Annotated in this window: 22 protein-coding genes; 20 read left to right on the forward strand and 2 right to left on the reverse strand. The window is 72.4% G+C overall.

From position 1 onward, the window contains the following. The first annotated feature begins 72 nt into the window (after positions 1-72). From IFT45_RS07805 to dnaE, 17 genes are all read left to right on the forward strand, one after another. Complete coding sequence (locus IFT45_RS07805; RefSeq protein WP_371810908.1) at positions 73-1902, forward strand: peptidoglycan D,D-transpeptidase FtsI family protein; 1830 nt, start codon at positions 73-75, stop codon at positions 1900-1902. Between the two features lie 14 nt (positions 1903-1916). After that, positions 1917-3470, forward strand: a complete 1554-nt coding sequence (locus IFT45_RS07810) for a Mur ligase family protein (RefSeq protein WP_056055090.1) — start codon at positions 1917-1919, stop codon at positions 3468-3470. Next, entirely contained in the window at positions 3467-4873 is a 1407-nt protein-coding gene (gene murF, locus IFT45_RS07815; RefSeq protein WP_192127584.1) for a UDP-N-acetylmuramoyl-tripeptide--D-alanyl-D-alanine ligase, read from the forward strand. The genes IFT45_RS07810 and murF overlap by 4 nt, the downstream gene beginning before the upstream one ends. Further along, entirely contained in the window at positions 4870-5973 is a 1104-nt protein-coding gene (gene mraY, locus IFT45_RS07820; protein WP_056055088.1) for a phospho-N-acetylmuramoyl-pentapeptide-transferase, read from the forward strand. The genes murF and mraY overlap by 4 nt, the downstream gene beginning before the upstream one ends. Continuing rightward, positions 5970-7541, forward strand: coding sequence for a UDP-N-acetylmuramoyl-L-alanine--D-glutamate ligase (murD, locus tag IFT45_RS07825; RefSeq protein ID WP_371810909.1), 1572 nt, complete (start codon positions 5970-5972; stop codon positions 7539-7541). The genes mraY and murD overlap by 4 nt, the downstream gene beginning before the upstream one ends. 145 nt (positions 7542-7686) lie before the next feature. Beyond that, complete coding sequence (ftsW, locus tag IFT45_RS07830; protein WP_235491181.1) at positions 7687-8886, forward strand: putative lipid II flippase FtsW; 1200 nt, start codon at positions 7687-7689, stop codon at positions 8884-8886. Continuing rightward, positions 8883-10046 (forward strand): glycosyltransferase, encoded by a 1164-nt coding sequence (locus IFT45_RS07835; protein ID WP_192127588.1) that lies wholly within the window; start codon positions 8883-8885, stop codon positions 10044-10046. Before ftsW ends, IFT45_RS07835 begins: the two co-directional genes overlap by 4 nt. Then, positions 10043-11473 carry a UDP-N-acetylmuramate--L-alanine ligase gene (gene murC / locus IFT45_RS07840; protein WP_185232751.1) on the forward strand — a complete coding sequence of 477 codons (1431 nt, stop codon included), beginning with the start codon at positions 10043-10045 and terminating at the stop codon, positions 11471-11473. Before IFT45_RS07835 ends, murC begins: the two co-directional genes overlap by 4 nt. After that, entirely contained in the window at positions 11470-12651 is a 1182-nt protein-coding gene (locus IFT45_RS17795; RefSeq protein ID WP_371810910.1) for an FtsQ-type POTRA domain-containing protein, read from the forward strand. The genes murC and IFT45_RS17795 overlap by 4 nt, the downstream gene beginning before the upstream one ends. A 137-nt stretch (positions 12652-12788) precedes the next feature. Next, the gene (gene ftsZ, locus IFT45_RS07850; RefSeq protein ID WP_056055076.1) at positions 12789-13952 is read left to right on the forward strand and encodes a cell division protein FtsZ; all 1164 of its coding nucleotides are present in this window, start codon (positions 12789-12791) and stop codon (positions 13950-13952) included. Further along, positions 13952-14650 (forward strand): YggS family pyridoxal phosphate-dependent enzyme, encoded by a 699-nt coding sequence (locus IFT45_RS07855; RefSeq protein WP_192127590.1) that lies wholly within the window; start codon positions 13952-13954, stop codon positions 14648-14650. The genes ftsZ and IFT45_RS07855 overlap by 1 nt, the downstream gene beginning before the upstream one ends. Before the next feature lie 38 nt (positions 14651-14688). Further along, entirely contained in the window at positions 14689-15225 is a 537-nt protein-coding gene (locus tag IFT45_RS07860) for a cell division protein SepF (protein WP_056055069.1), read from the forward strand. A 78-nt stretch (positions 15226-15303) separates the two neighbouring features. Continuing rightward, positions 15304-15594, forward strand: a complete 291-nt coding sequence (locus IFT45_RS07865; RefSeq protein ID WP_056055064.1) for a YggT family protein — start codon at positions 15304-15306, stop codon at positions 15592-15594. Positions 15595-15754: 160 nt separating this feature from the next. After that, positions 15755-16567, forward strand: a complete 813-nt coding sequence (locus tag IFT45_RS07870) for a DivIVA domain-containing protein (RefSeq protein WP_185232747.1) — start codon at positions 15755-15757, stop codon at positions 16565-16567. 4 nt (positions 16568-16571) lie between these two features. Further along, positions 16572-17192: a signal peptidase II gene (gene lspA, locus IFT45_RS07875; RefSeq protein WP_197981077.1), complete on the forward strand. Its 621-nt coding sequence runs from the start codon at positions 16572-16574 to the stop codon at positions 17190-17192. After that, on the forward strand, positions 17189-18112 hold the full coding sequence (locus tag IFT45_RS07880; RefSeq protein ID WP_192127592.1) for an RluA family pseudouridine synthase: 924 nt from the start codon (positions 17189-17191) through the stop codon (positions 18110-18112). The genes lspA and IFT45_RS07880 overlap by 4 nt, the downstream gene beginning before the upstream one ends. A 98-nt stretch (positions 18113-18210) precedes the next feature. Then, on the forward strand, positions 18211-21675 hold the full coding sequence (dnaE, locus tag IFT45_RS07885; RefSeq protein ID WP_056055946.1) for a DNA polymerase III subunit alpha: 3465 nt from the start codon (positions 18211-18213) through the stop codon (positions 21673-21675). Between the two features lie 6 nt (positions 21676-21681). Here the strand turns inward: dnaE and IFT45_RS07890 are convergent, their stop codons facing one another. Next, complete coding sequence (locus tag IFT45_RS07890) at positions 21682-22200, reverse strand: flavin reductase family protein (RefSeq protein WP_056055055.1); 519 nt, start codon at positions 22198-22200, stop codon at positions 21682-21684. A gap of 71 nt (positions 22201-22271) precedes the next feature. Here IFT45_RS07890 and hisD point away from each other — a divergent pair, with 71 nt between their 5' ends. The 3 genes from hisD (at position 22272) to IFT45_RS07905 (ending at position 25171) form a co-directional block, all read left to right on the forward strand. Beyond that, positions 22272-23582 carry a histidinol dehydrogenase gene (hisD, locus tag IFT45_RS07895; protein ID WP_056055051.1) on the forward strand — a complete coding sequence of 437 codons (1311 nt, stop codon included), beginning with the start codon at positions 22272-22274 and terminating at the stop codon, positions 23580-23582. A gap of 66 nt (positions 23583-23648) precedes the next feature. Continuing rightward, the gene (nrdR, locus tag IFT45_RS07900; RefSeq protein ID WP_056055048.1) at positions 23649-24131 is read left to right on the forward strand and encodes a transcriptional regulator NrdR; all 483 of its coding nucleotides are present in this window, start codon (positions 23649-23651) and stop codon (positions 24129-24131) included. Further along, positions 24128-25171: a quinone-dependent dihydroorotate dehydrogenase gene (locus tag IFT45_RS07905; RefSeq protein ID WP_192127594.1), complete on the forward strand. Its 1044-nt coding sequence runs from the start codon at positions 24128-24130 to the stop codon at positions 25169-25171. Before nrdR ends, IFT45_RS07905 begins: the two co-directional genes overlap by 4 nt. A 100-nt stretch (positions 25172-25271) precedes the next feature. Here IFT45_RS07905 and IFT45_RS07910 read toward each other — a convergent pair whose 3' ends face one another. Beyond that, positions 25272-25850 carry a DUF3043 domain-containing protein gene (locus tag IFT45_RS07910; protein ID WP_056055041.1) on the reverse strand — a complete coding sequence of 193 codons (579 nt, stop codon included), beginning with the start codon at positions 25848-25850 and terminating at the stop codon, positions 25272-25274. Positions 25851-25867 lie beyond the last annotated feature (17 nt).

The raw sequence follows: 25867 nt of genomic DNA on the forward strand, positions 1-25867 counted from the left end.
GCGCCCGCGAGGGCGTGCCGGACGACGACAGCGGTGGGTGCACGACGGCCCGTCCGCGGTGAGGAACCTCTCGTGAACCCTGCTCCCCGCACCGGCGGCCGTCGCGGCCGACCGCACAGCGAGCTCCGCAGCCGCCGACTCCGCGCGACCCTGGCGATGGCCGTGGTGATCGCGCTGGTCGGCGTCTTCGTGGTCCGGCTGGCCGACATCCAGATCGTCCAGGCCTCCGAGCTGAACGCCCAGTCGCTGAACAAGCGCGAGATCCGTCAGGTCACCTACGGCGACCGGGGCGACATCGTCTCCTCCGACGGCACCGTCCTCGCGGGCAGCGTCACCCGCTACAACATCACGGCCGCGCCGGCCTTCGCCGAGGACGTCACGGTCACGGAGACCGCGGCCGACGGGACGACCTCCAAGCAGCCCCTCACCGTCGAGCAGGTGCTGGCGCGCGTCGCCGACATCACCGGCGGCGACGAGGCCGCGATGCAGAAGAGCATCTCCGACGACCCCGAGGCGAACTTCGCCTACCTGGTGAAGGGCGTCGACGTCGACGCCTTCCGCGCGGTCCGTGACCTGAAGAACAGCGGCGTCTCGTGGCTCTACTACGAGCGCCAGTCGGCCCGCTCGTACCCGAACGGCTCCGTCGCCGGCAACCTCACCGGCTTCATCGGCACGGACGGCCCCCAGGCGGGGCTCGAGCTGAGCGCCGACCAGTGCCTGGCCGGCACCGACGGCCTCCAGACCTACGAGCGCGGCGCGGACGGCGTGCAGCTGCCCGGCAGCACGGTGACCACGCAGGAGGCGGCCCCCGGCGGCACCCTGGCGCTCACCATCGACTCCGACCTCCAGTACATGGCGCAGCAGGCCGTCGCCGAGCAGGCCCAGGCGATCGGCGCGGAGTCGGCCACGGCGGTCGTCCAGGAGGTCAAGACGGGCAAGCTGCTCGCCGTGGCCGACTGGCCCGCGGTCGACCCCAACGACGTGAACCTCACGAAGGACGTCGCGGACCTCGGCTCGAAGGCGTTCACGTCGTCCTACGAGCCCGGCTCCACCTTCAAGGCGATGACGGCCGCGATGCTCCTCGACTCCGGCAAGGCCGCTCCCACCAGCCGGGTGACCGTGCCCTACTCGCGCACCTTCCCGTGGGGCGGCGAGATCCACGACGCGACCTTCCACCCCACCGAGCAGCTGACCCTCACGGGCGTGCTCCGCGACTCCTCGAACGTCGGCATCTCGCTGCTCGGCCAGAACCTGTCGGCGGAGCAGCGCCGTGACTACATGGTGAAGTTCGGCCTGAACGAGCCCACCGCCGTGGGCTTCCTCGGCGAGCCGACCTCGGGCGTCCGACCCGCCTCCGACTGGGACCAGCAGACGAGCATCAACACGATGTTCGGCCAGGGCGTCCAGACGACGGCCGTGCACGTCGCGGGCATCTTCCAGACCCTGGGCAACCACGGCCTGCGCCTCCCCACCTCCCTCGTCGAGGGCTGCACCGCTCCCGACGGCACCGTGACGATGGCCCCGAGCACCGAGGGCGTCCAGGCGGTCTCTCCCGCCGCGGCCGACTCGACCGTGAACATGATCGAGAAGGTCGTCAGCGACGGCGACCTCAAGGACGTCCTCACCATCCCCGGCTACCGCGTCGGCGCCAAGACCGGCACCGCCGAGGTCGCGAAGTCCGACGGCACGGGGTACGGCTCCGACCGCATCGTCTCGGTCGCCGGCCTCGCCCCCGCGGAGGACCCGCAGTACGTCGTCGTCGTGACGTTCACCAAGCCCAGTACCATCAAGACGTCGGCTGCTGCGGCTCCGACCTTCAACAAGATCATGTCCCAGGTCCTCGAGATGTACCGCGTCCCTCCGTCGACGGAGCCCGCACCGGTCATCCCCCAGTCCTGGTGAGAGAAGAGGATTCTTTGAACGCCCGGATCCCCCCGGTCCTCCGACCGGAACATCCGTCCGCGAGGTCGCTCGGCCAGCTGGTCAGCGAGTTCGGACTCGAGCACGACGGCTCCCTCGACGGCGTCGAGGTGACCGGCGTGACGCTGAGCACCGGCGACCTGCACCCGGGCGACCTCTACGTCGGCGTGCCCGGCGAGCACCGGCACGGCGCCGAGTTCGCCGCCCAGGCCCGCGACGGCGGCGCCGTCGCCCTGATGACCGACCGCCGCGGCCTCGAGATCGCGCGCGACGTCGGGCTCCCGGTCGTGCTCGTCGACTCGCCGCGTGCGGCCCTCGGCGACGTCTCCGCCTGGATCTACCGCACGGGCGAGGGCACCGACTCGCCCCTCCTCTTCGCCGTCACCGGCACCAACGGCAAGACCAGCACCTCCTACCTCCTCGAGGGCGTCCTCCGTCAGCTCGGCCTCGTGACGGGGCTGAGCAGCACCGCCGAGCGCCACATCGGCGACCTCACGGTCGTCAGCCGTCTCACGACCCCCGAGGCGAGCGAGATGCACGCCCTGCTGGCCCGCATGCGCGAGAGCGAGGTCCGCGCCGTCGCCGTCGAGGTCAGCGCCCAGGCGCTCAGCCGCAACCGGGTCGACGGTCTCGTCTTCGACGTGGCCGCGTTCACGAACCTCAGCCACGACCACCTCGACGACTACGCCGACATGGAGGAGTACTTCCAGGCGAAGCTGCCGCTCTTCCAGCCCGACCGTTCGCGCCGCGCGGTCATCTCGCTCGACTCCCCGTGGGGGCAGCGCGTCGTCGACAGCGCGCGCGTGCCGCTGACCACGATCACGATCCTCCCCGAGGTCGAGGCCGACTGGCGCGTCGAGATCCTCGACGAGCAGGCCGCGTGGACGGAGTTCCGCCTCACCGGCCCCGAGTCCCGCGAGCTCGTCACCCGGGTGCCGCTGATCGGCTGGCACATGGTCGCCAACGCGGCCCTCGCGCTCGTCATGCTGGTCGAGGCCGGCTTCGAGCTCGGTGCCATCGAGCAGGCCCTCGCGGCCGACGACGGCATCGTGGCGTACCTGCCCGGCCGCACCGAGCGCGTCTCCGGCGACCGGGGCCCGAGCGTCTACGTCGACTTCGGGCACAGCCCCGACGCGTTCCTCACCACGCTCGCGGCGGTGCGCCGGTTCACCCCCGGCAAGGTCATCATGCTGTTCGGCGCCGACGGCGACCGTGACAAGACCAAGCGGGCCGAGATGGCGCGCGTGGCGGCGGCGGGCTCCGACGTCCTCGTCGTCACCGACCACCACCCCCGCTTCGAGGACCCGCAGGCGATCCGCACGACGCTCGTCGAGGCCGCCCGGGCCGCCTTCCCGGAGCACGAGATCCACGAGGTCAGCCCGCCCGAGGCCGCGATCCGCACCGCCGTCGGCCTGGCCGACGAGGGCGACTCGATCCTCTGGGCCGGGCCCGGCCACCAGGACTACCGCGACATCCGGGGCGAGCGCACGCCGTACTCGGCGCGCGACGAGGCGCGAGCGGCGCTGCGAGAGGCCGGGTGGGCCGAGTGATCGCCCTCACCGTCGCCGAGGTCGTCGAGATCACGGGCGGCTCCCTCGCCCCCGGGCAGGAGTCGCGGGCCGAGCAGGTCGTGTCAGGCTCGGTCGAGACCGACTCCCGTCTGGTCCAGCCCGGCTCGGTCTTCGTCGCCCTGCGCGGCGAGGTCACCGACGGCCGCCTGTTCGTCGGGTCCGCCGTCGAGCGCGGCGCCGCCCTCGTCGTCGCCGAGGCTGCCGTCGACGTGGACGTGCCCGTCGTCGTGGTCGACGACGGCGTCACGGCGCTCTCCCGCCTGGCCGCCGCGGTCGTCGAGCGGGTCCGCCGCCGCGGCGCCCTGCGCGTCGTCGGCGTGACGGGCTCGAACGGCAAGACGAGCACGAAGAACATGCTCCGCGCCGTCCTCGGCGACGTCGCCGCGACGGTCGCTCCCCAGGGCTCGTTCAACAACCACGTCGGTGCGCCGATCTCGATGCTCCGCATCGACGACGACACCGAGTACCTCGTCGTCGAGATGGGGGCCTCCGGCCCGGGCGAGATCGCCCGCCTCGTCGAGATCGCCCGCCCCGACACCGGCGTCGTGCTGAAGGTCGGCCTCGCCCACGCCGGCGGCTTCGGCGGCATCGAGGGCACCCGCGCCGCGAAGTCCGAGATGGTGACCGACCTCCCCGAGACCGGGACGGCCATCCTCAACGCCGACGACGACCGCGTCGCCGGGATGGCGTCCGTCACGGCCGCGCGCGTGGTGACCTTCGGGCTCTCCTCGTCGGCGCACTACCGTGCCTCCGACGTCGACGTGACGGCCGAGGGCACCTCCTTCACCTTCGCCCACGGCGACCTGACCCGACGGGTGTCGCTGCGCATCCTCGGCGAGCACCACGTCATGAACGCCCTCGCCGCCCTCGCGGTCGCGGGGGAGTGGGGCCTCGACCTCGACCGCGCCGCGACGGTGCTCGAGGGCGTCGCCCGCGCCGAGCGCTGGCGGATGGAGGTGCTCGACGGCGGCGACGGCGTCACCGTCGTCAACGACGCGTACAACGCGAGTCCCGACTCCGTGGCCGCCGCGCTCAAGACCCTCGTCCAGATCGTTCCCGAGGGCGGCCGCTCGATCGCCGTCCTCGGCGAGATGGCCGAGCTCGGCGACGCCGCGCGCGAGGAGCACGACCGTGTCGGTCGCCTCGTCGTGCGGCTCAACGTCAGCCAGGTCGTGGTGGTCGGCCACGCCGCCCGCCACATCTCGACCGCGGCCGGGCTCGAGGGCTCGTGGGACGGCGAGTCCGTCCTCGTCGACGACGTCGACGCCGCCTACGAGCTGCTCCGCGAGCAGCTGCGCCCGGGCGACGTCGTGCTCGTCAAGTCGTCGAAGTCGGCGGGCCTGCGCTTCCTCGGCGACCGCCTCGCGGGGGTGACCGAGTGATCGCGCTGCTGATCGCCGGCGGGTTCTCGCTGGTCTTCACCCTGCTCATGACGCCGCTGTTCATCCGGCTCTTCCACCGCCTCGGCTGGGGCCAGTTCATCCGCGACGACGGCCCGCAGTCGCACCACACCAAGCGCGGCACGGCGACCATGGGCGGCATCGTCCTCATCCTCGGCACCGTCATCGGCTACTTCCTGGGCCACCTGGTGGCGCGCGACGAGCTCACGCTCAGCGGGCTGCTGGTGCTGTTCATGATGGTGGGGCTCGGCACGGTCGGGTTCCTCGACGACTTCCTCAAGGTCCGCAACCAGCGGAGCCTCGGGCTCGGCGGCTGGGCGAAGATCGCCGGCCAGGTCGTGGTCGGGGCCGTCTTCGCCGTCCTCGCGCTGTCGTTCCCCAACGCGAACGGCCTGACCCCCGCCTCCACCGCGATCTCCGGCATCCGCGACATCTCGTGGCTCGACTTCATGGTGTTCGGCAGCGTGATCGGCGGAGGGCTCTTCCTCATCTGGGTCGTGCTCATCACCGTGAGCACCTCGAACGGCGTCAACGTGGCCGACGGCCTCGACGGCCTCGCGACGGGGTCGTCCATCCTCGCCATCGCGTCGTACATCTTCATCGGCTTCTGGCAGTTCAACCAGTCGTGCTTCAGCACGCGCCTCGACGAGACCACGCGGTCGGCCTGCTACACGGTGGCCAACCCGCTCGACCTCGCGGTCGTGGCGGCCGCGATCTGCGGCGGTCTCATCGGGTTCCTGTGGTGGAACACCTCGCCCGCGCAGATCTTCCTCGGCGACACCGGCTCGCTCGGCCTCGGCGGCGCGCTGGCCGCCCTCGCCATCCTCAGCCGCACCGAGCTGCTCCTCGTCCTGATCGGCGGCCTCTTCCTCGTCGTCACGGGCTCGGTGATCCTGCAACGCGCCTACTTCAAGATCACCAAGGGCAAACGGATCTTCCTGATGAGCCCCCTGCACCACCACTTCGAGCTCAAGGGGTGGGCCGAGGTCACGGTGGTCGTGCGTTTCTGGATCATCGCGGGCCTGTTCGTCGCGGCCGGCGTCGGCGTGTTCTACCTCGAGTGGATCTCGCGCACCTCGTGAGCGACGCGACCCTCGACCCCGCCCTGGCCGCGCGCCTCGACGGCCTGAGCAGCTGGCACGCCGACTGGCGGGGCCTCCGCGTGCTCGTCCTCGGCCTCGGCGTGACCGGCTTCTCCGTGGCCGACACGCTCGCCGAGCTCGGCGCGCGCGTCGTCGTCCTGGCCCCGACCGTCGACGACGACCGGGCCGAGCTGCTGTCGCTCATCGGCGCCGAGCTGGTGCTCGACCCCGCGATGGAGGAGCCGCCGGCCGCCGTGGTCGAGCTCGCCCCGGAGCTCGTGGTCATCTCGCCCGGCTTCGCCCCGCACCACCCCCTCGCGCGCTGGGCGGCCTCCAGCGGCGCGGCCGTCTGGGGCGACGTCGAGCTCGCCTGGCGTCTGCGCGACAAGACGGGGCGCGTGGCCGACTGGCTGCTCGTCACCGGCACGAACGGCAAGACGACGACGACGCAGCTCGCCACCGCGATGGCGACCCAGGGCGGTCGCCGGGCCGCCGCGTGCGGCAACATCGGCGTGCCGGTGCTCGACGCCGTCCGCGACCCCGACGGGTTCGACGTCCTCGTCGTCGAGCTGTCGAGCCACCAGCTGCACCAGCTGCCGACCGCCGGCCCGGGCGCCCTCCGGCCCCGCGCCTCCGTCTGCCTCAACCTCGAGGACGACCACCTCGAGTGGCACGGGAGCGCCCGCGCCTACCGCGACGCCAAGGCCAAGGTCTACGAGAACACGGTCGTCGCCTGCGTCTACAACAAGGCCGACGACGCCACGCTGCGCATGGTCGAGGAGGCCGACGTCGAGGAGGGCTGCCGCGCGGTGGGCTTCGGGCTCTCCGCACCGGGCCCGAGCGACTTCGGGGTCGTCGCGGGCGACGACGACGCCGGCGTCCTCGTCGACCGGGCGTTCCTCGACGACCGGCGTCACCGGGCCCTCGAGCTCGCGACCACGACCGAGCTCGACGCGGTCGGCCTCGGCGCCGACCACCTCGTCGCCGACGTCCTCTCCGCCGCCGCCCTCGTGCGGGCCGTCGACGTCGACCCCGCGGCCGTCCGCGAGGCCGTGCTCGGCTTCCGCGTCGACCACCACCGCACGGAGCTCGTCGCCGAGGCCGGGGGCGTCCGCTTCGTCGACGACTCCAAGGCCACCAACCCGCACGCGGCCCGGGCCTCGCTGACGTCGGCGCCCTCGGTCGTCTGGGTCGTCGGCGGCACCTTCAAGGGAGTCGACCCGGCCCCGCTCGTCGCCGACGTCGCCGACCGCCTCCGTGCCGTCGTCGTGATCGGCGTCGACCGCGAGGTCGTGCTCGAGGCTCTCCGGCGACACGCGCCGGACGTCCCCGTGTTCGAGGTCGACGAGGCCGACACTGAGCGGGTGATGCCGACGGCGGTCCGCCTCGCGGCGGAGGCCTCGCTCCCGGGCGACACGGTGCTGCTGGCACCGGCCGCGGCGTCCTTCGACCAGTTCACCGACTACACGGCACGCGGCCGAGCCTGGGCCGCCGCCGTCCACGAGCACCTGAGGGGTGACGCCGATGGCCGACCTGCCGTCCAGCCTCCCGCGCCGGCGACCGACTGACGCGTCGCGTCCCCGCGCGGCGGCGCCGCGCACCCGGTCCGCCGCCCCGTCGGCCCCCGCCGCAGCCCCGCCGTCCGTCCGCTCCCCGGGCGCCCGCGGGGCTCGGGGGCACGGCGAGGGCGAGCACGGCGCGCACCCGCACGACGTGCGGCAAGCCGCCGCCGTCGTCGCGGTCAAGAAGCTCTTCGCCGCGGAGACCGGCTCGTTCTTCCTGATCCTCGGCACGACCCTCTTCATGGTCGTGCTGGGCCTCGTCATGGTCCTCTCCTCGTCGAGCGTCGAGCAGTACATCTCGTCGAAGCACACCTCCTTCTTCGGCGCCTTCATCCGCCAGGGCATGTACGCCGCGATCGGCGTGCCGCTCATGCTGATCGCTTCGCGCGTGCCGATCTGGTTCTGGAAGCGCTGGGCCTGGCACATCCTGCTGGCGGCCGTGGTCCTCCAGCTCCTGGTCTTCACCCCCCTCGGCTACGAGGTCGGCGGCAACCGGAACTGGATCGAGCTCGGCTCCTCCTTCAGTGCGCAGCCGTCCGAGGCGGTCAAGCTCGCCCTGGCCGTCTGGCTCGGCATGATCCTCAGCGTCAAACGCGACCTCCTCGACGACTGGAAGCACCTGGCGATCCCGCTCGTGCCCGTCGTCGGGGTGTCGGTGGGCCTCGTCATCCTCGGCGGCGACCTCGGCACGACGATGGTCATGCTCCTCCTGGTCTTCGCGGCCGTCTGGTTCGCCGGGGTGCGCCTCCGCTTCCTCGCCGTGCCCGTGCTCTTCCTGCTCGCCGTGGTGCCGATCATCGCTTCGGGCTCCGACTCCCGCAACGAGCGGATCGCCGCGTGGATGTCCGGCTGCACCGACTCGAGCGACTACCAGGCCGCCTGCTGGCAGTCGCTGCACGGCACCTGGGCCCTGGCCTCCGGCGGCCTGTTCGGCGTCGGCCTCGGCAACTCGAAATCGAAGTGGTCGTGGCTGCCGGAGGCCGACAACGACTTCATCTTCGCCATCGTCGGTGAAGAGCTCGGTCTCATCGGGGCGATCGTCGTCCTCGCGCTCTTCGTCGTGCTCGCCGTCGGGTTCGTCAAGATCATCCGCCGCACGAACGACCCGTTCGTGCGGGTCGTCACGGGTGCGGTCACGGCGTGGATCATCGGCCAGGCCCTGATCAACATCGCGGTCGTCCTCGGGCTGCTGCCCGTGCTCGGCGTCCCCCTGCCGCTCATCTCCGCCGGGGGCTCGGCGCTCATCGTCACCCTCGCCGCCATCGGCGTGGTGCTGTCGTTCGCCCGCCGTCCGGAGGACCCGACCGTGCCCATGCCGCCCGTCGGGCAGCGGGTAGGGTCTCTCCGATGACCACGTACCTCCTCGCCGGCGGCGGCACCGCCGGGCACGTCAACCCGCTCCTGGCCGTGGCCGACCGTCTGCGGCGCCGTGAGCCCACCGCGACGATCCTCGTCCTCGGCACCGCAGAGGGGCTCGAGGCCCGGCTCGTCCCGCAGCGGGGCTACGAGCTGCTCACCGTGCCGCGGCTCCCCTTCCCGCGACGCCCCTCCCGGGCGGCGCTCGGCTTCCCGGGGGCGCTCAAGGGCGCCGTCGACGGCGTCCGTCGCCTGCTCCGCGAGCACGCGGTCGACGTCGTGGTCGGCTTCGGCGGCTACGCCTCGGCACCCGCCTACGTCGCCGCGCGTCGCGAGCACGTCCCGCTCGTCGTCCACGAGGCGAACGCGAAGCCCGGCATGGCGAACGTGCTGGGCTCGTTCCTCACGCCCCACGTCGGCGTCGTCTTCCGGTCGACGAAGCTCCGAGGGGCACGTCGCGTCGGCATGCCGCTCCGCGACGAGATCGAGACGCTCGACCGCCGAGCACGACGTCAGGAGGCGCTGGCCGAGTTCGGCCTCGACCCCGCGCTGCCCACGGTGCTGGTCACCGGCGGCTCCAGCGGAGCCCGTCGCCTCAACGAGACGGTCGCGCGGTCCGCCGCCAGCATCGTCGGCGCCGGCTGGCAGGTGCTCCACATCACCGGCGAGAAGTCCGACCTCCGGTCGACCGGGCTGGCCGGGCACCACCTGCTCCGCTACTGCGACCGCATGGACCTCGCCCTGGCGGCCGCGGACTTCGTCGTGTCGCGGTCGGGCTCGGCGACCGTCAGCGAGCTCACCGCGCTCGGCCTGCCCTCCGTCCTGGTGCCGTACCCCGTCGGCAACGGCGAGCAGCGCTTCAACGCCACCGACGTCGTCGAGGCGGGCGGCGCCCTGCTGGTGGCCGACGCCGACTTCACGCCGGAGTGGGTCGACCGGGAGCTCGTGCGCCTGCTGCTCGACCGCGCCGCGATCGCCGACATGGCGGTCCGCGCGGCCACGGTGGGGGTGCTGGACGGGACCGACCGCACGGTCGACCTCGTCCTCGACGCCGTCGACCGCGCCTCCTCGTCGTCCCGCCCCGCCGCCCACGCGCGCGGCCGATCGACGGCGACCCCGACCAGCCCCTCCGAGACGGACGCCGAGAACGCATGATCAAGCCAGACCTCCAGCAGCAGATCCCCTCCGACCTCGGGGCCGTCCACTTCGTCGGCATCGGCGGCTCGGGCATGAGCGGCATCGCCCGGGTGTTCCTGGCCGCGGGCCACCGCGTCACCGGCTCCGACATCCGCGAGTCGGCGTCGGTCTCGGCCCTGCGCGAGCTCGGCGCCGAGATCGCGATCGGCCACGACGCCGCGAACGTCGGCGACGCGGACACCCTCGTCGTCACCGGCGCCCTCTGGCAGGACAACCCGGAGTACCAGCGGGCCCTCGCCGACGGCGTGCCCGTGCTGCACCGGTCGCAGGCCCTCGCCTCCCTGATCGGCGGCCAGCGCCTGGTCTCGGTCGCCGGCGCGCACGGCAAGACGACCTCGACCGGGATGATCGTGACGGCGCTGCTCTCCGCCGGGCGCGACCCCAGCTTCGTCAACGGCGGCGTCATCCAGTCGCTCGGCGTGAGCGCCGCCGGCGGCTCGGAGGAGCTGGTGGTCGTCGAGGCCGACGAGTCCGACGGCTCCTTCCTGCTCTACGACACGGCGATCGCGCTGGTCACCAACGTCGACGCCGACCACCTCGACCACTACGGGTCGCACGAGGCGTTCGACCGGGCCTTCGTCGAGTTCGCGGGCGCCGCCTCCGAGCTCGTCGTCATCTCGAGCGACGACGCGGGCGCCCGGCGGGTCACGGAGGCGCTCGACCACCCGCGGGTCGTGACCTTCGGGCTCGACGGGTCGGCGGACGTCCGCATCACCGACGTCGCGTCGAGCGGGCCGGTGTCGTTCACGCTCCACCACGACGGCCGCAGCCTGCCCGTCCAGCTGCGCGTGCCGGGCCACCACAACGCGGTGAACGCGGCCGGCGCCTTCGCGGTGCTCGTGGGCCTCGGCGTCGAGGCCGAGGCCGCCGTCCGCGGGCTCGAGGCCTTCGGCGGCACCGAGCGACGCTTCGAGCTGCACGGCACCGTGCGGGGCGTCAGCGTCTACGACGACTACGCCCACCACCCGACCGAGGTCGCCGCGGCGCTGCAGGCCGCCCGGTCGGTCGTGGGGGAGGGGCGCCTGATCGCCGTGCACCAGCCGCACCTGTACAGCCGAACGCGGATGATGGCCGGCGAGTTCGCCGAGACCTACGAGCGCCTGGCCGACCACACGATCGTCCTCGACGTCTACGGGGCCCGTGAGGACCCTGAGCCCGGCGTCACCGGCGCGCTCGTCTCGGGGGCCTTCCGCGACCCCGAGCGCGTCGACTTCGTGCCGGACTGGCAGTCCGCGGCGGTCCGCACGGCGGAGGTCGCTCGGGAGGGCGACTTCGTCATCACGCTCGGCTGCGGCGACGTCTACCGCATCGTGCCCCAGCTGCTCGGCGCGCTCGACGCCGCCACCGCCCCCGACCCGTCGACCGCGGAGGAGACCGGAGCGTGAAGCGCCCCGAGGGCTTCGAGCCGCCCCCGGAGCCCGCCCCCGAGCCGCCGGCGGACGGCCACGGCCGACCGTCCCTCGCCGACCGGCTGGCGCGGCGCCGCCGCGGCGCGGAGACGTCGGCGTCGGCCCCCGGGGCCTCGGACGACGTCGACACGGGCCCCGTGTCCGTCGTCACCGGGCCTCCCCGCGCCTCCCGCTCGGCCCGCATCGGCCGACCTGCGGCCGCCGGCCCTGCGGCCGCCGGCCCTGCGGCCGCCGGCCCTGCGGCGGCGCGCCCCGAGGTCGCTCGGCCTGCGGACGCCCGCCCGGCGGACGGTCGCCCCGAGGCCGTGCGCCCGGCCGAGCCCCCGCGCATCGGGCCGGCCGACACGACGGCGGCCGCCGCACGCGAGAGAGCCGCGGAGGCGCGTCGTGCGGCCCGGCGGGCGTCGCGTCAGCGTCGCCGCGTCGAGAAGTCCGAGGTGCGTCGCTTCACGCGCCGCTCGCGCCATCGGCGGGCCACCTGGACCGCCGTCGGCGCGGTCGTCGTCGTCCTCGTGGCGTCGGTGACCGTGGCCGTCTTCTCACCGCTCCTCTCCCTGCAGGAGATCCGGGTGGAGGGCACGAGCCGCGTCGACGCGAGCGCCGTGACGGCCGCCGTGGACGACCAGCTCGGCACGCCCCTGGCCCTCGTCGACTTCGACCGCATCACCGGCGAGCTGGAGCAGTTCCCCCTCATCGCGAGCTACGTCACCGAGACCGCCCCGCCCCACACCCTCGTCATCCGCGTGACCGAGCGCCAGCCGATCGCCACGGTGGCGACGGCCGACGGCGTCGACCTGGTCGACCCCGCGGGCATCGTCGTGCAGCGCCTCGACGGTCGTCAGGACGGCGTGCCGCAGGTCGACGTCGGCGGCGCGCCCCTCGACGGCACGGCCTTCCGGTCGGCGGCGGAGGTGCTCCTCGCCCTGCCGCTCACGCTCCGCAGCACCGTCGACACGGTCACGGCGTCGACGGCCGACGACGTCACGCTCGCCCTCACCTCGGGGGAGCAGGTCGTCTGGGGCAGCGCCGAGCACTCGGAGAAGAAGGCGCAGGTGCTCGCCGGCCTCGTCGCCGACCAGGCGAAGCGCGACCCGGCGGCCTCGGTCGAGTACGACGTCTCAGCGCCCGACAACGGCATCATCCGCACTCGCTGAGACCGGCCTTCGCGACACGCCCGTCTCGGAGTGGTCGGCGGTGAGGCGCGACCCATACCTTGTGACTGACCCACTCGAATACAATGTACAACCTTGACCTTCAATCACAGAGTTAAGGTTCCAGCGGAGGCCCGGACGTGACAACGAACCACAACTACCTAGCCGTGATCAAGGTCGTCGGTGTCGGCGGCGGTGGCGTCAACGCCGTCAACCGCATGATCGAGCTCGGGCTCCGCGGAGTCGAGTTCATCGCCATCAACACCGACGCCCAGGCGCTCCTGCTCAGCGACGCCGACGTCAAGCTCGACGTCGGCCGCGAGCTCACCCGGGGCCTCGGCGCCGGCGCCGACCCCGAGGTCGGCCGCCGTGCGGCGGAGGACCACGCGGAGGAGATCGAGGAGGCCCTGGCCGGGGCCGACATGGTCTTCGTCACGGCCGGCGAGGGCGGCGGCACGGGCACCGGCGGCGCACCCGTCGTGGCCCGGATCGCGAAGTCGATCGGCGCGCTCACGATCGGCGTCGTCACGAAGCCCTTCGGCTTCGAGGGCAAGCGTCGTCAGGCGCAGGCCGAGGCGGGCGTCGCAGCCCTGAAGGACGAGGTCGACACCCTCATCGTCGTCCCGAACGACCGCCTCCTCGAGATCTCCGAGCGCGGCATCTCCATGGTGGAGGCCTTCGGCACCGCCGACCAGGTCCTCCTCGCCGGCGTCCAGGGCATCACCGACCTGATCACGACCCCCGGCCTCATCAACCTCGACTTCGCCGACGTCAAGTCGGTCATGCAGGGGGCGGGCTCCGCGCTGATGGGCATCGGCTCGTCGCGCGGTGCCGACCGGGCCATCAAGGCGGCCGAGCTGGCCGTCGCCTCGCCGCTGCTCGAGGCCAGCATCGACGGTGCACACGGCGTGCTGCTCTCCATCCAGGGCGGCTCGAACCTCGGCATCTTCGAGATCAACGACGCGGCTCGCCTGGTGCAGGAGGCCGTCCACTCCGAGGCCAACATCATCTTCGGCGCCGTCATCGACGACACCCTCGGCGACGAGGTCCGCGTGACGGTCATCGCCGCGGGCTTCGACGGCGGAGAGCCCCAGGCCAAGTCGAAGGAGCGTCGCTCGAGCTTCGTCGAGTCGGAGGGCTCCTCGTCCGCCGCGGTGCCCGGCGTCTCGGCCATCGCCGACAGCGGTGCCGGCTCGGACTCGCACTCGTGGCGTCGTCCGGAGGAGCCCGCGGCCACCCGCGCCTCCGACCCCGCCTTCGACGACGGCGACGACGACCTCGACGTCCCCGACTTCCTGAAGTAGTGACGGGCGACCCCCTCGGCGGAGGCGACACGGGCGAGCGACTCGCCCGTGTCGCCTCCGGCGTCTCCGACGCGGCTCGGGCGGCCGGACGCGACCCGGCCTCGGTCACGACGATCGTCGTGACCAAGTTCCACCCCGCGTCGCTCGTGCGTGAGCTCCACGCGCTCAGCGTCCGTGACGTCGGGGAGAACCGACACCAGGAGGCGCAGGCCAAGTCGGCGGAGACGGCCGACCTCGAGGGCCTCCGCTGGCACTTCGTCGGCCAGCTGCAGTCGAAGAAGGCCCGCCAGGCACGGCGCTACGCCTCGGCGGTCCACTCCCTCGACCGCGCCAGCGTCGTCGACGCGCTCGGGTCGGACGACGGGACGTGGGTGGACGGCTTCGTGCAGGTGAACCTCACCGACGACCCCGGCCGCGGGGGCGTCGCCGAGGCGGAGGTGGACGCGCTCGTCGAGCGGGTCCTCGCGACCCCGGGCCTGCGGCTCCGGGGCGTCATGGCCGTCGCGCCCCTCGACGCACCGGCCCGCCCGGCCTTCGAGCGCCTCCGGCTCGTCTCGGAGCGGGTCCGGGCCGTGGCGCCCGACGCCGACCAGATCTCGGCCGGGATGTCGCAGGACTTCGCCGACGCGATCGCCGAGGGCGCGACACACCTCCGCATCGGCACGGCAATCACGGGTTCTCGGCCCGACGCTGGTTAATGTCGGTCTAGACGATCCACGATCCGGAGGACACCCCCATGGCCAACCCCCTGCGCAAGACGATGGTCTACCTGGGCCTCGCCGACGAAGAGCTCGAGTACGACGAGCAGCCAGCCCAGCAGGCCGCTGCCCAGCCTGCCGCACGGTCGGCCGCGCCCGCCGCCGCGCCGTCGCCCGTCGCCCCCGTCGCCGTGCCGGCCGCCGCCTCCGCCCCGACCCCCACTCGCGCCCCCGTGACGCCGCTCCGCCGCGCCACGACCCCGACCACGAAGAACACGGTGCCCCACGACATGAACGAGATCCTCACCGTCCACCCCCGGGAGTACAAGGACGCCCAGGCGATCGCCGAGAGCTTCCGCGACGGCATCCCCGTGATCATCAACCTCTCCCAGATGACGGAGGCCGACGCTCGTCGCCTCGTCGACTTCGCCAGCGGCCTCTCGCAGGGGCTCTTCGGCAAGATCGAGCGCGTCACGAACAAGGTGTTCCTGCTGTCGCCCGCCCACATCGCAGTGAGCGGTGAGCAGGCTGAGGTAGAGTCCGACATCGAGGCGTCGTTCTTCTCGCAGTCCTGACCGGGTGCGGCCGAGCCGCCGTCCGCCCCCCTCCCGCGGCCTCCGCCGCGCCGACTCGTGCGAGCTGATGACACCCCCATGATCGTCTCCCTGATCTCCTCGATCGTGTACTACGCGCTCCTGGTCTTCTTCCTGCTCATGTGGTCGAGGTTCGTCTTCGACCTCGCCCAGTCGTTCAGCCGGGGCTGGCGGCCCCGGGGGGCCGTGCTCGTGCTCGCCGAGGTGACCTACACGGTCACCGACCCGCCGATCAAGGCCGTCCGCAAGGTCCTGCCCCCGGTCCGGCTCGGCTCGGTCGCGCTCGACTTCGGCTGGAGCCTCATCATGCTGGCGGTCGTCGTCCTGATGGGCGTCTTCGCCCGCATCTGACACGGCGCCGCGCGCGACGCCCGTCGTCGCCGCCCGAGAGGGTAGGCTCTCCGCGGGGCCTCGGTGCCCCTCCCCGTCCCGACGGGCGATCGTTCGCTACGGTGTAGTGCACGACCCAGACCACGATCACACGATCCAACAGATTCACGAGGTGACGGCAATGGCTTTGACGCCGGAAGACGTAGTCAACAAGCGGTTCCAGCCGACCAAGTTCCGCGAGGGCTACGACCAGGACGAGGTCGACGACTTCCTGGACGAGGTCGTCGCCGAGCTCCGGCGCCTGGGCGCGGAGAACGACGAGCTGCGCCAGCGCCTCGCCTCGGCGGAGTCCGCCGCCGGCGACGGTCAGCGTGACGCCGCCGTCGCGGCCCCGGTCGCCAGCGCTCCGGCCCCCGCGTCGGTGCCCGAGCCGGCGTCCGCGCCCGAGCCGGTCCTCGAGAAGGCCGAGCCGGTGGCAGCCCCGGAGCCCGTCGCTCCGGTCGCCGCGGCTCCCGCCGCCGTCACGCCCGTCCCGGCCTTCGCCGGCCCGTCGGCCGACGAGACCGAGAGCACCAACAGCCTGCTCCAGCTGGCACGTCGCCTCCACGAGGAGCACGTCCGCGAAGGCGCGGAGAAGCGCGACGCGCTCATCGCCGAGGGGCAGTCGACCGCCGCCCGTGTCGTGGCCGAGGCCGAGGCGCGCTCCGCGGAGCTCGTCGGCGACGCCGAGAACCGCTCGCGGGAGGTCGTCGCCGACGCGGAGGCCCGTTCGCGGGAGGTCGTGGGCGAGGCCGAGACCAAGCGCCGCGAGGTCCTCGAGCAGCTGAACGGCGAGCGCACGGGCCTGGAGCGTCGCATCGACGACCTCCGCACCTTCGAGCGCGACTACCGCCAGAAGCTGAAGAGCTACATCGAGGGCCAGCTGCACGAGCTCGACGGCGAGGGCGCCTCTGAGCCCCAGCCCGCCAGCGCGCAGGGCTTCGGCTCCAACTAGGGTCTTGGCACCTCGAGATCCCGCTGCGAAGGTCAGCGTCCGCGTCATCGCGGCGCTGGCCTTCGTCGCTGTCGTGGCCTACGCCCTCGACCAGGGCACCAAGCACCTCGTCACGCGTGACCTCGTCGAGGGCCGGGCGGTCGACGTGCTCGGCTCCTTCTTCCAGCTCCTCTTCGTCAAGAACCCCGGCGCGGCGTTCTCCCTGGCCAGCGGCACGACGTGGGTCTTCTCCCTCGCCGCCTCGGCCGTCGTCGTCGCCATCGTCGTCTTCGCGAAGCGCATCAGGTCGGTGGCCTGGGCGATCATGTTGGGCATGCTGCTCGGCGGCACCCTCGGCAACCTCACCGACCGGCTCTTCCGGGAGCCGTCGTTCGGGCAGGGGCACGTCGTCGACTTCCTGTACTTCCCGAAGCTGCTGCCGGCGATCTTCAACGTCGCCGACATCTTCATCGTCTCCAGCATGGGCCTCCTCGTCCTCCTGACGCTGCTCGGCGTCGGCCTCGACGGCAGCCGGACGCCGCGCGGGGGCCACACCGAGGCCGACGACCGCGCCGTCGAGGGCCAGGCCACCGCCTCCCCGGGCGACGCCGACGTCGCGGCCACCCCGACGACGGAGCCCCGATGAGCGAGCAGCGGTCCCTGCCCGTCCCCGACGGCCTCGCGGGTGAGCGCGTCGACGCCGCCCTCGCCAAGCTCCTCGGCTTCAGCCGGACCTTCGCCGCCGAGGTCGCCTCGAGCGGCGGCGTGGAGGTGGACGGCCGCACCGTCGGCAAGTCCGACCGCCTCGAGGCCGGCGCGTGGCTCGAGGTCTCGTGGGCCCCGAAGGAGGCGCCGTCCGTCGTCCCGGTCGACGTGCCCGGGCTCGGCATCGTGCACGACGACGACGAGATCGTCGTCGTCGACAAGCCCGTGGGCGTCGCCGCGCACCCGTCCGTGGGCTGGACGGGGCCGACCGTGCTGGGCGGCCTCGCCGCCGCGGGCTTCACCGTGGCCACCTCGGGCGCGGCCGAGCGTGCGGGCATCGTCCACCGCCTCGACGTCGGCACGAGCGGGCTCATGGTCGTCGCGAAGACCGAACGCGCCTACGCCGAGCTGAAGCAGGCGTTCCGCGAACGCACCGTGGAGAAGATCTACAACGCGGTCGTGCAGGGGCACCCCGACCCCCTGACCGGCACGGTCGACGCGCCCATCGGGCGTCACCCGTCGTCGGACTGGAAGTTCGCCGTCGTGGTCGACGGCAAGCCGTCGGTCACCCACTACGAGACCGTGGAGGCCTTCCCCTCCGCGTCCCTCCTCGAGATCCACCTCGAGACAGGTCGCACGCACCAGATCCGCGTCCACATGGCCGCCCAGCGGCACCCCTGCGTCGGCGACGCCACCTACGGGGCGGACCCGACGCTCTCCGCCAAGCTCGGCCTCACGCGGCAGTGGCTGCACGCCGTCCAGCTCGGGTTCCGGCACCCCGGCACGGGTGGGCCCGTGGTCTACCGGTCGACCTACCCGGCCGACCTGCAGCACGCGCTCGATGTCCTCCGTGCCGGTTAGGCTGTTCCTCCAGTAGTCAGGAACACCAGGAGACGGGGAGCCGAGTGGCCTCGAACGAAGACTCATTCGTCCATCTGCACGTGCACAGCGAGTACTCGATGCTCGACGGGGCGGCGAGGGTCAAGCCGCTCATCACGGAGGCCGCGGCCCAGGGCATGCCGGCCGTCGCGGTCACCGACCACGGCAACGTGTTCGGGGCGTACGACTTCTGGAAGACCGCGACCGAGGCGGGCGTGAAGCCGATCATCGGCACCGAGGCCTACATCACGCCCGGCACGCACCGCGGCGACAAGACGCGCGTGCGCTGGGGCGACGGCGGGCGTGACGACGTCTCCGGCGCCGGTGCGTACACGCACATGACGTTGCTCTCCGAGAACACGACCGGCATGCACAACCTGTTCCGGCTGTCGTCCCGGGCATCGCTCGAGGGCTACTACTTCAAGCCGCGCATGGACCGCGAGCTGCTCTCCCAGTACTCCGAGGGCCTCATCGCGACGACGGGCTGCCCGAGCGGCGAGGTGCAGACGCGCCTCCGCCTCGGCCAGTACGACGAGGCGGTGAAGGCCGCGGCTGACTTCCGCGACATCTTCGGCCGCGAGAACTACTTCGCCGAGATCATGGACCACGGCCTCGGCATCGAGCGGCAGATCATGGGCGACCTGCTGCGCCTCGCGAAGGACCTCGGTCTGCCCCTCGTCGCCACGAACGACCTGCACTACACGCACGAGCACGACGCGACCAGCCACGCCGCGCTGCTCTGCGTCCAGTCCGGCTCGACGCTGAACGACCCCAACCGCTTCAAGTTCGACGCCGACGAGTTCTACCTGAAGTCCGCGAAGCAGATGCGCCACCTCTTCCGCGACCACCCGGAGGCCTGTGACAACACCCTGCTCATCGCCGAGCGGTGCGACGTCCAGTTCAACACCTCGGCGAACTACATGCCGAGGTACCCCGTGCCGGAGGGCGAGACCGAAGAGACCTGGTTCATCAAGGAGGTCGAGAAGGGCCTGGTGTACCGCTACCCCGCGGGCATCCCCGACGACGTGCGCAAGCAGGCCGAGTACGAGATCGGCGTCATCACGGGCATGGGGTTCCCCGGGTACTTCCTCGTCGTCGCCGACTTCATCAACTGGTCCAAGGAGAACGGCATCCGGGTGGGCCCCGGCCGCGGGTCGGGCGCCGGCTCGATGGCCGCCTACGCCATGCGCATCACCGACCTCGACCCGCTCCGTCACGGCCTCATCTTCGAGCGCTTCCTCAACCCGGACCGCGTCTCGATGCCCGACTTCGACGTCGACTTCGACGACCGTCGCCGGGGCGAGGTCATCCAGTACGTGACGGAGAAGTACGGCGACGAGCGCGTCGCGCAGATCGTCACCTACGGAACGATCAAGGCGAAGCAGGCCCTGAAAGACAGCAGTCGAGTGCTCGGCTTCCCCTTCGGCATGGGCGAGAAGCTCACCAAGGCGATGCCGCCCGCCGTCATGGGCAAGGACATCCCGCTCACGGGGATCTTCGACAAGCAGCACGACCGCTACAAGGAGGCGGGCGACATCCGGACGGTCGTGGAGACCGACCCCGAGGCCCGCACGGTCTTCGACACCGCGCTGGGGCTCGAGGGGCTGAAGCGCCAGTGGGGCGTGCACGCCGCGGGCGTCATCATGTCGAGCGACCCGCTGATCGACATCATCCCGATCATGAAGCGCGAGCAGGACGGCCAGATCGTCACGCAGTTCGACTACCCGGCCTGTGAGTCGCTCGGGCTGATCAAGATGGACTTCCTGGGGCTGCGCAACCTCACGATCATCAACGACGCCCTCGACAACATCCGGACGAACCGCGGCTTCGACCTCGTCCTGGAGGACCTCGAGCTCGACGACCGCGCGGCCTACGACCTCCTGGGCCGCGGCGACACGCTCGGCGTGTTCCAGCTCGACGGCGGCCCCATGCGGGGGCTGCTCCGGCTGATGAAGCCCGACAACTTCGAGGACATCTCGGCCGTCATCGCGCTCTACCGCCCGGGGCCCATGGGCGCGAACTCGCACACCAACTACGCGCTGCGGAAGAACGGCGCGCAGGAGATCACACCGATCCACCCCGAGCTCGAGGAGCCCCTGAAGGAGATCCTCTCGACGAGCTACGGCCTGATCATCTACCAGGAGCAGGTGATGGCGATCGCGCAGAAGGTCGCCGGGTTCTCCCTCGGCCAGGCGGACATCCTCCGCCGCGCGATGGGCAAGAAGAAGAAGTCGGAGCTCGACAAGCAGTACGCCGGGTTCGAGCAGGGCATGTTCGACAACGGCTTCTCGCCCGACGCCGTGAAGATGCTCTGGGACATCCTGCTGCCGTTCTCCGACTACGCCTTCAACAAGGCCCACTCGGCGGCCTACGGCGTCGTCTCGTACTGGACGGCCTACCTCAAGGCGCACTACCCCGCCGAGTACATGGCCGCCCTGCTCACCTCGACCGGCGACTCCCGCGACAAGCTCGGCCTGTACCTCAACGAGTGCCGACGCATGGGCATCAAGGTGCTGCCTCCCGACGTCAACGAGTCGATCGGGTTCTTCGCCGCCGTCGGCGACGACATCCGCTTCGGCATGGGCGCCGTCCGCAACGTCGGCTTCAACGTCGTCGACCACGTCATCGCAGCGCGGCAGAAGGAGGGCGCCTTCTCGTCGTTCCACGACTTCCTGCGCAAGGTCCCGCTGCCCGTCGCGAACAAGCGCACGGTGGAGTCCCTCGTCAAGGCCGGGGCCTTCGACAGCCTCGGGTCGACCCGCCGCGCGCTCGTCGAGATCCACGAGTCCGCGGTCGAGGCCGCCGTCAGCGAGAAGCGGGCCGAGGCGAACGGCCAGGTCGGCTTCGACTTCGACTCCCTGTGGGACGAGCCGCAGGACGTGCAGCACGTGCCCGAGCGCCCGGAGTGGACCAAGCGCGACAAGCTCGCCTTCGAGCGCGACATGCTCGGCCTCTACGTCTCGGACCACCCCCTCGCCGGCCTGGAGCTGCCGCTGGCCAAGCACGCCAGCACCACCGTCACCGACGTGCTGTCGAGCGACCCCGCCACGATCGACGGCGAGACCGTGACCATCGCAGGGCTCATCACGAGCGTCCAGCACCGCGTGGCCCGCAACTCCGGCAACCCGTACGGCATCATCACCGTCGAGGACTTCGGCGGCGAGATCTCCGCGATGTTCCTCGGCAAGACGTACCAGGAGTTCGGGCCGTCGTTGGTCGGCGACTCGATCATCGTGCTCAAGGGCCGCGTGAGCGTGCGTGACGACGGCATGAACATGCACGCGGCGAGCATGTTCACGCCGGATCTCGGGGTGGGCGTGAACCAGGGCCCGCTCGTCCTGCAGATGCCCGAGCACCGGGCCACGACCGACACCGTGACGGAGCTCGCGGCCGTCCTCGGTCGGCACTCCGGCTCGACCGAGGTCCGCCTCCGCCTGGTGAAGGGCGACCTCGCCCGCATGTTCGAGATCCCGATGCCGGTCGACGTGACCGCCGACCTGTTCGGCGAGCTGAAGAGCCTCCTCGGCCCCGGCTGCCTGGTCTAGCTCCGGCTACTCGTCCAGGTGCAGGGGCCGCAGGTACCGGCGGTCGTGGTAGAGCAGGGCGTCGTCGTCCACCCCGACGTCGCCCTGCTCCACCTGGACGACGACGACGGCGTTGGCGGCGACGGGGAAGCGCTCGACGACCCGGCCCGACATCCAGGCCGTCACCCCGCGGAGCAGGGGCAGCCCGTGAGGTCCCTCCTCCCAGTGGTCGCCGACGAAGCGCTCGGCGGCGGGGCCGGCCATCTTCGCCGCCAGGTCGCGGTTGCGCAGCCCCAGGAGGTGGACGATGACGTGGTCCGTCTCCGCGACGGCGGGCCAGGAGCTCGCGGTCCGCGCCATGTTGAAGGTCGCGAGGGGCGGCACCGCGGCGAGGGAGGCCAGCGACGTCGCGGTGAAGCCGACGGGCGAGCCGCCCGCGTCGCGCGCGGTGACGATGGCCACCCCGGCGGCGTGTCGACGGAACGCCTGCTTGAAGGCGTCGAGGTCGTGCGAGACGGGGGGCTCGGGGACGGGCTGGTCGGTCATGGGCGAGGTCCTCCTGCGGGTCTGCCCGGGCCGGGCCACCGCCGTGCGCGGGTGACTAGGCTGGCCGGGCCATGATCCAGACCACAGACCTCCGGGGCCTCGAGCCTACCCACGCCGACCTCCTCGCCCTCGTGCCCCGCTCGCACGTCGACGTCAGCGCCGCCGCCGAGTCGGCGGCGCAGCTCGTCCTCGACGTCCGCGAGCGGGGGGCCGCCGCGCTCCGCGACCAGGCCCAGCGGTTCGACGGCGTCCGCACCGAGCAGCTCCGGGTGCCCGTCGAGGCGGTCCGCGCCGCGGTCGACGCGCTCGACCCGCTCGTCCGCGCCGCCCTCGAGGAGTCGATCGTCCGCGTGACCGAGGCCAGCCGGGCCCAGGTGCCGTCCGGCAGCGTCACCCGCCCCGCCGACGGCGCGGTCATCGAGCAGCGCTGGCAGCCGGTCGACCGCGCCGGGGTCTACGTGCCCGGCGGCAAGGCCGTCTACCCGTCGAGCGTCGTCATGAACGTCGTCCCCGCCCAGGTCGCCGGCGTGCGGTCGATCGCCCTGGTCTCGCCGGCGCAGCGCGAGCACGGGGGAGGGGTGCACCCCGTCATCCTCGGGGCAGCCGGGCTCCTCGGCATCGACGAGGTCTACGCCGTCGGCGGGGCCGGCGCCGTCGGGGCCCTCGCCTACGGCGTGCCCGAGATCGGCCTCGAGCCGGTCCAGGTCATCACGGGGCCGGGCAACAACTTCGTCGCGGCGGCCAAGCAGCACGTCCGTGGGCAGGTCGGGATCGACGCGGTCGCGGGCGCCACCGAGATCCTCGTGATCGCCGACTCCAGCGCCGACGCCACGCTCGTCGCGGTCGACCTCATCAGCCAGGCCGAGCACGACGAGGTGGCCTCCGCCGTGCTCGTCACCGACTCGCCCGAGCTGGCCGACGCGGTCGTGGCGGAGCTCGAGCGCCTCGTCCCGCGCACCCTCAGCGCCGACCGGGTGCAGACCGCCCTCGACGGCCGCCAGTCGGCCATCGTCCTCGTCGACGACATGACCGCCGCGACCGACTTCAGCAACGCGTACGGGCCCGAGCACCTCGAGATCCAGACGGCCGACGACGACGCCGTCCTGGCGCGCATCACGAGCGCCGGGGCCGTCTTCGTCGGCGCGAGCACGCCCGTCAGCCTCGGCGACTACCTCGCGGGCTCGAACCACGTCCTCCCGACCAGCGGCCAGTCCCGCTTCTCGTCCGGCCTCGGCGCCTACACGTTCCTGCGGCCCCAGCAGATCGTCCGCTACGAGCCGCACGCCCTCGCCGAGGTCGCCGACCGGCTCGTCGCCCTGTCGCGGGCGGAGCTCCTGCCGGCGCACGGCGAGGCCGTCGCGGCGCGCCTCTCGCGGCCCTAGGGCCGTCACCGCCCTCGCCGTCGCCCCGCCGTCGGCCGTCCCCGCTGCCAGTACGCTGAGGGCACCATGTTCTGCCCCTTCTGCCGCCACCCCGATTCCCGCGTCGTCGACTCGCGCACGAGCGACGACGGCACCTCGATCCGCCGCCGACGCCAGTGCCCGAACTGCGGTCGACGGTTCAGCACCACCGAGACGGCGAGCCTGAACGTCGTCAAGCGCAACGGCGTGCTCGAGTCCTTCAGCCGGGAGAAGATCATCTCGGGCGTGCGGAAGGCCTGCCAGGGGCGACCGGTGACCGACGGCGACCTCGCCTTGCTGGCCCAGAAGGTGGAGGAGGCCGTCCGGGCCTCCGGCACGTCCCAGATCGAGGCGAACGACATCGGCCTCGCCATCCTGCCGCCGCTGCGCGAGCTCGACGAGGTCGCGTACCTCCGGTTCGCGAGCGTCTACCAGGCGTTCGACTCCCTCGACGACTTCGAGGCGTCGATCTCGCAGCTCCGGTCCGAGCACGCCTCGCGTCCGCGTCCGGCCCGGTCGGTGGACGAATGAGGACGCCGTACCGGGTCCTCTTCGACGTGGTGTTCGCGCGCATGGACCCGGAGGACGCCCACCACCTCGCCTTCCGCGTCATCCGTGCCGTGCCGCGCCTCGGCCTCGCGCCCGTGGTGCGGCGGTTCACGGCTCCCCACCCCTCGCTCGCCGTCGAGGCGCTCGGGCTCCGGTTCGCGTCGCCGTTCGGCGTGGCGGCCGGCTTCGACAAGGACGCGCGGGGCATCGCCGGCCTCGGTGCCCTGGGCTTCGGCCACGTGGAGGTCGGCACGATCACCGCGCGGGCACAGCCCGGCAACGAGCGCCCGCGTCTCTTCCGGCTCGTGCCCGACGAGGCGGTCGTCAACCGCATGGGCTTCAACAACGGAGGCGCGGAGCAGGCCGCCGAGGAGCTCACGCGGGCCCGCCGTGCCGCCGTCCGCCCCGTCGTGGGCGTCAACATCGGCAAGAGCCGGGTGGTCGACGTCGACGACGCCGTCGACGACTACCTGGTCAGCACGCGCCTCCTCGCGCCCCTGGCCGACTACCTCGCCGTGAACGTCAGCTCGCCGAACACGCCCGGCCTCCGCGGCCTCCAGGAGCTCGACCGGCTCTCGCCGCTGCTCAGCGCCGTGCGCGACGCCGCGGGCCGGACGCCGGTCCTCGTCAAGATCGCCCCGGACCTCGACGACGACGGCGTCCGTCGCATCGGCGGGCTCGTCACCGAGCTCGGGCTCGCCGGCGTCATCGCCACCAACACGACCCTGTCCCGCGAGGGGCTCACGACGCCGGCGTCCGTGGTCGAGGCCGCGGGCGCCGGGGGAGTCTCCGGCGCGCCGCTGGCGGCGCGGTCCCTGGAGGTGCTCCGCCTGCTCCGCGAGGTGCTCCCCGCCGAGGTCTGCGTCATCTCGGTCGGCGGCGTCAGCACGGCGCGCGACGTGGCCGACCGCCTCCGGGCCGGTGCGACCCTCGTGCAGGGCTACACGGCGTTCCTGTACCGCGGTCCGCTCTGGGCCCGCCAGGTCAACCGCGGCCTCCGGGCGTTCCGACGCCGAGGCTGACGCGGGGGCGCCCGCCCCGGCGACACGACGACGCCCCGCTCCTCGAGAGGAACGGGGCGTCGTCGTGGTCCAGGCGCCCCCGAGGAGGCCCGGGCCCGTCTCAGAGGACGGGGAACTCCCGGCGCTTCACCTGCGGCTTCGGCAGGCGCATGGGCTTGAGCTGCATGCAGCGCATCGCGGCGTACCAGCGGTTGCCCTTCTGGACGGCGTCGGCGCCGAACTTCGCCGTGAGCTTCTTCGTGACCAGGTGGCCGGCGACGAGGCAGTCGACGATCGCGACGATGAAGAAGCCCCAGAGGACGAACAGGGTGGCCGCCTGGACGGCGGTGACGTTGACGAGGCTCATCACGATGACGAGCACCATGAGCGGGATCATCGCCTCGCCGACGCTGTACCTGGCGTCCACGTAGTCGCGGATGAAGCGGCGCTGCGGCCCCTTGTCGCGGACGGGGAGGAACTTCTCCTCGCCGTTGGCGAGGCCGATCCGGGCCCGGTCGCGCTGCTCGGCCAGGCGGGCCCGCTGGGCCTTCTGCGCCTCCTTGCCCTTCGCCACGAGGGGGCGGACGTTGGCCTGCTCCCGCTCGCGACGCGACGGGGTGGGGCGGCCCTTGCCCGCCGTCGTCGACTCGGGGTCGGCGACCTGCGTCGTCGTGATGGTCTTGTCTGATGCCTTCGCCACGGTGTCCTCGGGTCTCG

The sequence above is a fragment of the Frigoribacterium sp. CFBP 13707 genome (assembly GCF_014842245.1).
Taxonomy (GTDB): Bacteria; Actinomycetota; Actinomycetes; order Actinomycetales; family Microbacteriaceae; genus Frigoribacterium; species Frigoribacterium endophyticum.

What these genes read in the sequence shown, in the direction of transcription:
- nrdR (WP_056055048.1), top strand. Translation starts at nt 23,649, where the DNA reads ATGTTCTGCCCCTTCTGCCGCCACCCCGATTCCCGCGTCGTCGACTCG.
- IFT45_RS07890 (WP_056055055.1), bottom strand. Translation starts at nt 22,200, where the DNA reads ATGACCGACCAGCCCGTCCCCGAGCCCCCCGTCTCGCACGACCTCGAC.
- hisD (WP_056055051.1), top strand. Translation starts at nt 22,272, where the DNA reads ATGATCCAGACCACAGACCTCCGGGGCCTCGAGCCTACCCACGCCGAC.
- IFT45_RS07870 (WP_185232747.1), top strand. Translation starts at nt 15,755, where the DNA reads ATGGCTTTGACGCCGGAAGACGTAGTCAACAAGCGGTTCCAGCCGACC.
- dnaE (WP_056055946.1), top strand. Translation starts at nt 18,211, where the DNA reads ATGCTCGACGGGGCGGCGAGGGTCAAGCCGCTCATCACGGAGGCCGCG.
- IFT45_RS07860 (WP_056055069.1), top strand. Translation starts at nt 14,689, where the DNA reads ATGGCCAACCCCCTGCGCAAGACGATGGTCTACCTGGGCCTCGCCGAC.
- murC (WP_185232751.1), top strand. Translation starts at nt 10,043, where the DNA reads ATGATCAAGCCAGACCTCCAGCAGCAGATCCCCTCCGACCTCGGGGCC.
- IFT45_RS07835 (WP_192127588.1), top strand. Translation starts at nt 8,883, where the DNA reads ATGACCACGTACCTCCTCGCCGGCGGCGGCACCGCCGGGCACGTCAAC.
- IFT45_RS07905 (WP_192127594.1), top strand. Translation starts at nt 24,128, where the DNA reads ATGAGGACGCCGTACCGGGTCCTCTTCGACGTGGTGTTCGCGCGCATG.
- IFT45_RS07880 (WP_192127592.1), top strand. Translation starts at nt 17,189, where the DNA reads ATGAGCGAGCAGCGGTCCCTGCCCGTCCCCGACGGCCTCGCGGGTGAG.
- IFT45_RS07865 (WP_056055064.1), top strand. Translation starts at nt 15,304, where the DNA reads ATGATCGTCTCCCTGATCTCCTCGATCGTGTACTACGCGCTCCTGGTC.